Source organism: Streptomyces sp. NBC_00341, from assembly GCF_041435055.1.
GTDB lineage: Bacteria > Actinomycetota > Actinomycetes > Streptomycetales > Streptomycetaceae > Streptomyces.
Window position 1 is genome coordinate 83,967 of record NZ_CP108003.1, and the last position, 5,874, is coordinate 89,840.

Genomic DNA, 5,874 nt, shown 5'->3' on the forward strand with positions numbered 1-5,874 from the left:
TCCCCCCTCTGAAACGGCGCGGGTCACGTCAGACCCGTCTCCGGTACGCCTGGATGGCCAGCGGTGCGAAAACGGCCGTCATCACCACGGACCAGCCGAGCGTCCACCACACCGAATTGCCGACGGGCCCGCCCGAGACGAGTGCGCGCAGCGCGGTCGCCTCCTGCGAGATCGGGTTGATGTCGGCCCAGGCCTGGAGCCAGCCGGGCATGGTGTCGGTCTTGACGAACACGTTGCTGCAGAACGTGAGCGGGACCGCCAGCACACCGCTGAACATGTGCACCGTGGTCGCGGACTTGGCGGCGAGGCCGACCAGCATCGACAGCCAGGCCAGTCCCGCGGCGAACAGTGTGATCAGCAGCAGCCCGGCCAGCAGCGACCAGAATCCGGTGCGCACCTCGAAGCCCTGCACCGCCCCCACGGCCAGCAGCATGACCAGCCCGACGGTGACGCGCACCAGGGTGCCGATCAGATGGCCTATCAGGGGCGCGATCCGCGCGATGGGCAGGCTGCGCAGCCGGTCGAACAGGCCGTTGCTGATGTCCTGGTGAAGCCCTGTGCCGGTGGTGAGCACGGCGGTGACCGACGACTGCACGATCAGCCCCGGCAGGGCGAACTGCAGATAGGCGTCGGTGTTCCCGGCGATCGCCCCGCCGAAGACGTACACCAGGAGCGCGATGACGATCAGCGGCTGTACGACGGCGAATCCGATGATCTCGCCCGGGTTCGCCTTGAGGTGCAGCAGATTGCGGCCCCCCAGGGTCAGACAGTGCCGGGACACCGTCAGCAGACTCAGCCGGTGCTTCGGCGAGGGGGCGGTGAGCGCGGTCATGAACTGCTCCGTTCCGTCTGTGCCGCCGGTACGGCCCCGGCGGTGGCGAGTTCCTCCGCGTGGTCGGGGTTCTTCTGGCCCCGGCTCCCGGTCAGTGACAGGAAGACCTCGTCGAGGCTGGGCTGGCGCAGCGCCAGCTCGATGACCTCGATGCCTGCTTCGTCGAGACGCCGCAGCACCGCGGTCGTCAGGGCCGTGTCATTGACCTGGATGCGCAGCTGGTTGCCCTTCACGATGGGCTGGATGCCGCTGAGCTCCTCGATGATCTGCCGGGTGTCCTTGAGCCGGCCGCTGTCGGCGGGCTGGATCTCCAGCGTCTGCCGGTCGGTCTTCGCCTTGAGCTCCTCTGGGGTGCCGGTGGCGATCGCCGTGCCACCGTCGATGACCACGATGTCGTCGGCAAGCCGGTCGGCCTCGTCCATGTACTGCGTGGTCAGCAGGACCGTCGAGCCGTTGGTGACGAGTTTGCGGACGATGTCCCACAGCTCGTACCGGCTCTCCGGGTCAAGGCCGGTGGTCGGCTCGTCGAGGTAGAGCACCGAGGGGGAGCCCACCAGGCTGACCGCGAGGTCGAGCCGGCGGCGCATGCCGCCCGAGTACGTCTGCGCCTTGCGGTCGCCGGCGTGGCCGAGCCCGAACCGTTCCAGCAGCTCCGAGGCCCGGCGCTTGGCCGCGGTCCGCCGCAGGCCCAGCAGCCGGGCCACCAGCGCGATGTTCTGGGCACCGGTGAGCTGTTCGTCGATGGCCGCGTACTGGCCGGTGAGGCCGATGACCCGGCGGACCTCGTGGGGCTGGCGGGCGACGTCGTAGCCGCAGACCCGGGCGGTGCCGGAGTCCGGTGACATCAGCGAGGCCAGGATGCGCACCGCCGTCGTCTTCCCCGCCCCGTTCGGGCCGAGGACCCCGAGCACGGTGCCCTGGCGCGCGGTGAGGTCGAGCCCGCTGAGCGCGGTGACCTTGCCGAACCGTTTGACGAGGCCCTCCGTCTCGATGGCGTACGTCATCGGACGCCCGCGTTCGCAGAAGGGCCGGACAGAGCGGTGTGCTTCATGGTGTCTCCAGATGTCGGGGAGGAATCGTTGAGCCAGCCGTCGATCAGCTGCGCGGCCCGGGCGGGTCCTCCCGCAGCCAGCAGGTCCATGCGCATCCGGGCGGCCCGGTGGCGGATGCGGGGGTCGTTCGCGACGTGTTCCACCGCGGCCCGCAGCCGCTCGGCGGTGACGTCCTCGCCCGGCAGCTCCACGCCCAGGCCGAGTTCGCTGACCCGTGCGGCGTTGACCCGGTCCTCGGGCGTGTACGTGACGATCACCAGCGGTGTGCCGAAGGAGAGCGACTCCAGGATGGTGCTCATCCCGGAGTGGCAGACCACGGCCGACGCGTGCGGCAGGACGGTGCTGAAGTCCAGCCACTCGTGCATCTCCACGTGGGAGGCCTCCGGCCGGCGGGCGGGCAGATTGCCCGGACCGACCGCCACCACCAGGTGCCAGTCCCCGTCCGCGAACGCCGTACCGCAGGTCTCGAAGAAGTCCGGGCGGTCGTTGACCTCGGTGCCCAGGGTGATCAGCGCCACCGGGCCGTCCCCGGACGGGCGGGACCACGAGCCCGCGCCGGCCCGGACCGCCGGCAGGCTGTGCCCGGTGAAGGTGTAGCGGTCGTCGAAGGTGTGCCCCAGCGGCTGGAGCTCCCTCGGTATCAGCACCAGGTTGCGCTCGTCGAAGTTGGCCATGAACGGCCAGACGGCGTCCGGTTCCTCGCCCTGGCCGGTCAGGTAGTCCGTCAGCAGGTCGACGCACTTCTGGAGGTTCTCGCCCCCGCCGGAGAAGACCTCCATGGCCAGCGAGTAGTGCTCGTTGGTGGCGACGTACGGGAACAGCTGCGCGGTGGGCCGTCCCCAGCGCCGGGCCGCGACCCGGGCGGTGAAGAAGCTCTCCAGGTCGTACAGGATCAGATCCGGAACGTCGTCGTCGAACGCCTCCAGCGTGCGGGGCAGGATCACCTCCATCGACTCCCGCAGGAACGCCAGGCCCAGAGCGCCGATGTCCTCGCCGGTCACGTATCCGGTGCCGAGCCGGCCGCGCTCGGAGCGGTAGCCGACGAATCCGGCCCCGGCCGCCCGCACGGGTGCGGCCAGCCGCTCGTCCAGTACGTAGCTGACCCGGTGGCCCAGCGTCATCAGCAGGCGGCTGAACTCCAGCGTGGGATTCACATGCCCGTACCCCGGGAAGACGAGGATCGCGACGTGTTTCGTCGTCATGACTGCTCCAGACTCGTCCGCGGGCCGGTCATCGCAGGGCCGGCTCGTTCAGCCGTTCCCCGATGACCCGCAGGACGTCGGCGGTGTGGTCGAGCAGGTAGAAGTGACCGCCGGCGTAGGTGCGGAGCTCGAACTCGTTGTCGGTGTGCCTGCTCCAGGCGGCCACCTCGTCGTGGCTCGCCTTCGGGTCGCTGTCGCCGGCCAGGGCGGTGATGGGGCAGCTCAGCGCGGGCCCCGGCGTGTACCGGTAGGTCTCCGCCGCGCGGTAGTCGTTGCGGATGGCGGGCAGCACCATGCGCAGCAGCTCCTCGTCGCCGAACACCTTCTGGTCGGTGCCGCTGAGCCCGCGCAGTTCGCTGACCATCCCGTCGTCGTCGCGCAGGTGGACCCGCTCGTCGCGGTGGCAGGACGGAGCGCGCCGGCCGGAGGCGAACACCCGCAGCGGGACGCGCCCCCGGCGCTCCAGCCGGGTGGCCACCTCGTATGCGAGGGTCGCGCCCATGCTGTGGCCGAAGAGCGCGAACGGGCGGTCGACGGCGGCCGTGACGGCTTCCTCCACCTGGTCCGCCAGCACCCCGAGATCATCGATCATCGGCTCGTTGCGGCGGTCCTGCCGGCCCGGGTACTGGACGGCGAGCACCTCGACGAGAGGGCTCAGCGCCTGGGCGACCGGGCGGTAGAAGGGGGCCGAGCCCCCCGCGTGCGGCAGGCACACCAACTGGACGGCCGCATCGGCGCTCGGAAAGTAGCGCCGGATCCACACATCGGTGTCGCTCATGTCGGCCTCTTTCGTCGCGAGCACGGCCGGCATCTGGGGGAGGCGAGAGCGCGTCTCCCGTCGGCCGTTGGTGTCTAGAGAAATTGGCCGACCGCCCTGGCGGCAGCCCCTCGGCGCGGATCTGAGTGAACACCTAGACCGGCCCGGCCCGGCTGGGTCAGCTCCTGGGGCCGTGTTCACCTGGTACGCGACGCCATGGGCCGGACCCGGTCATCCCGACCGGAACAGGAGCGTCCCACCGACACACGAACCGGGGGAGACACTATGCCGCTGACCACCGGGCCCGGCGTGCTTCGTCATACGGACTCGACCCTGCAGGCACGACTCGCCAGGTCGGCACGTGCCACCGGCGGTGTGGCCACCAGTCCGGAGCAGTTCGAGAAGTGGCTCGCCGAGCGCCGCGCCGCCCAGCTCCACGAGGTCAACCGGGTCCCGTTCGCGAAGCTGCGGAACTGGTCCTTCGCCGAGGGCAGCGGGCACCTGGTGCACGACAGCGGCCGTTTCTTCTCGGTGGCGGGCCTGCGCGTCGAGGTCGACGAGGGCCCTGTGCGGCAGTGGTCCCAGCCCATCATCCTGCAGCCGGAGATAGGCCTGCTCGGCATCGCCGTACGCGAGATCGACGGCGTCCTGCACCTGCTGATGCAGGCGAAGGCGGAACCGGGCAACCCGAACGGTGTGCAGCTCTCGCCCACCGTGCAGGCCACCAAGAGCAACTACACCGGAGTGCACCAGGGCCGGCACGTCCCCTATGTGGAGCACTTCGCCCACGCCGATCCGCGAACGGTGCTGGCCGACGTCCTCCAGTCCGAGCACGGCGCCTGGTTCTACCGCAAGCGCAACCGCAACATGGTCATCGAGATCGGACCCGACGTCGAGGCGGGCGAGGACTTCTGCTGGCTGACGCTGGGACAGGTCCGCGAACAACTGCGCATCGACCACCGGGTGAACATGGACGCCCGCACCGTGCTGTCCTGCCTCCCCGGGGCCGTCACTGCGGACGGCAGTCTGCACACCGACACCGAGATCCTCAGCTGGATCACCTCCAACCAGGCCGTCCACGACGTGGACACCACCGTCGTCGGCCTGCGCGATCTGCCCGGCTGGCACCAGTCGGACCGGGCGATCAGCCATGAGGACGGGCTCTTCTTCAGCGTCATCGGCGTGGACGTCGTCGCCAACAGCCGGGAAGTCGGCGGCTGGACCCAGCCGTTGATCGAACCGTACGGGGTCGGCGTGGCCGCCCTGCTGGTCAAGCGGTTCGGCGGGGTGCTGCACGTGCTGCTGCGCGCCCGCATCGAACCCGGATACATCGACGCCATCGAACTCGCCCCGACCGTGCAGGGCACCCCGGAGAACCACGCCCACCTGGGCGGCGACGTCCACGACCAGCTGATCGACGTGCAACGCCGCCGCGGCACCGACCGGGTGCTGTTCGACGCCGAGATGTCGGAGGAGGGCGGCCGCTTCTACCACTCCCGCAGCCGTTACATGATCATCGAGGTGGGCGACGACCACCCGGACGAGGAACCGCCCGGCTTCGTGTGGACGGCGCTGCCCCAGATCACCTGGCTGCTCCAGCACCGGCACTACCTCAATGTGCAGGCCCGCAGCCTCATCGCCTGTCTGCACGCCTGCACGGACTGATCCGTCGGTCATCCGACACCGCGCCGTCACGATCCCGGCAGACAGAAGGGGCATCCCATGAACGGAAACATGGAGCGGACCGAGGAAAGCCGCACAGTCCGGGTGACGTTGGTCGGTGGTCCGGCCGACTTCCCCCAGTCCCGGCGGACGATCCACGTCAGTGAGTCCGAGGCACAGCAGAAGATCAAGATCAAGTACTACGGCGGCTACCAGCACTTCGAGCCCTCCGGCGAACTGGCCGCCATCAGGGGCCTGTCGTCAAGGACCTTCCGCTGGACCGGTTTCACCAAAATCGCGGAATAGGCGGGAGCAGCGCGCCCTATGGACACCTTGCGACCCACGGACACTTCCCACACCGGGAACTCC

Annotated in this window: 6 protein-coding genes; 2 read left to right on the forward strand and 4 right to left on the reverse strand. The window is 69.7% G+C overall.

What is annotated here, in order from left to right; genetic code table 11:
* Positions 1-28: 28 nt before the first annotated feature.
* From OG892_RS39270 to OG892_RS39285, 4 genes are read right to left on the reverse strand one after another with little or no spacing between them, the layout of a single operon-like run.
* Positions 29-832 carry an ABC transporter permease gene (locus OG892_RS39270; RefSeq protein ID WP_024491964.1) on the reverse strand — a complete coding sequence of 268 codons (804 nt, stop codon included), beginning with the start codon at positions 830-832 and terminating at the stop codon, positions 29-31.
* Entirely contained in the window at positions 829-1,836 is a 1,008-nt protein-coding gene (locus OG892_RS39275; protein WP_073737842.1) for an ATP-binding cassette domain-containing protein, read from the reverse strand. The genes OG892_RS39270 and OG892_RS39275 overlap by 4 nt, the downstream gene beginning before the upstream one ends.
* Positions 1,833-3,086, reverse strand: coding sequence for a macrolide family glycosyltransferase (locus OG892_RS39280; protein ID WP_073737841.1), 1,254 nt, complete (start codon positions 3,084-3,086; stop codon positions 1,833-1,835). The genes OG892_RS39275 and OG892_RS39280 overlap by 4 nt, the downstream gene beginning before the upstream one ends.
* A 28-nt stretch (positions 3,087-3,114) precedes the next feature.
* Positions 3,115-3,864, reverse strand: a complete 750-nt coding sequence (locus OG892_RS39285) for a thioesterase II family protein (RefSeq protein WP_073737919.1) — start codon at positions 3,862-3,864, stop codon at positions 3,115-3,117.
* A gap of 264 nt (positions 3,865-4,128) precedes the next feature.
* Here OG892_RS39285 and OG892_RS39290 point away from each other — a divergent pair, with 264 nt between their 5' ends.
* Together OG892_RS39290 and OG892_RS39295 are read left to right on the forward strand one after the other, a co-directional pair.
* Positions 4,129-5,508 carry an NDP-hexose 2,3-dehydratase family protein gene (locus tag OG892_RS39290; protein ID WP_371631789.1) on the forward strand — a complete coding sequence of 460 codons (1,380 nt, stop codon included), beginning with the start codon at positions 4,129-4,131 and terminating at the stop codon, positions 5,506-5,508.
* Positions 5,509-5,565: 57 nt separating this feature from the next.
* Positions 5,566-5,811 carry a DUF5988 family protein gene (locus OG892_RS39295; protein WP_073737839.1) on the forward strand — a complete coding sequence of 82 codons (246 nt, stop codon included), beginning with the start codon at positions 5,566-5,568 and terminating at the stop codon, positions 5,809-5,811.
* Positions 5,812-5,874 lie beyond the last annotated feature (63 nt).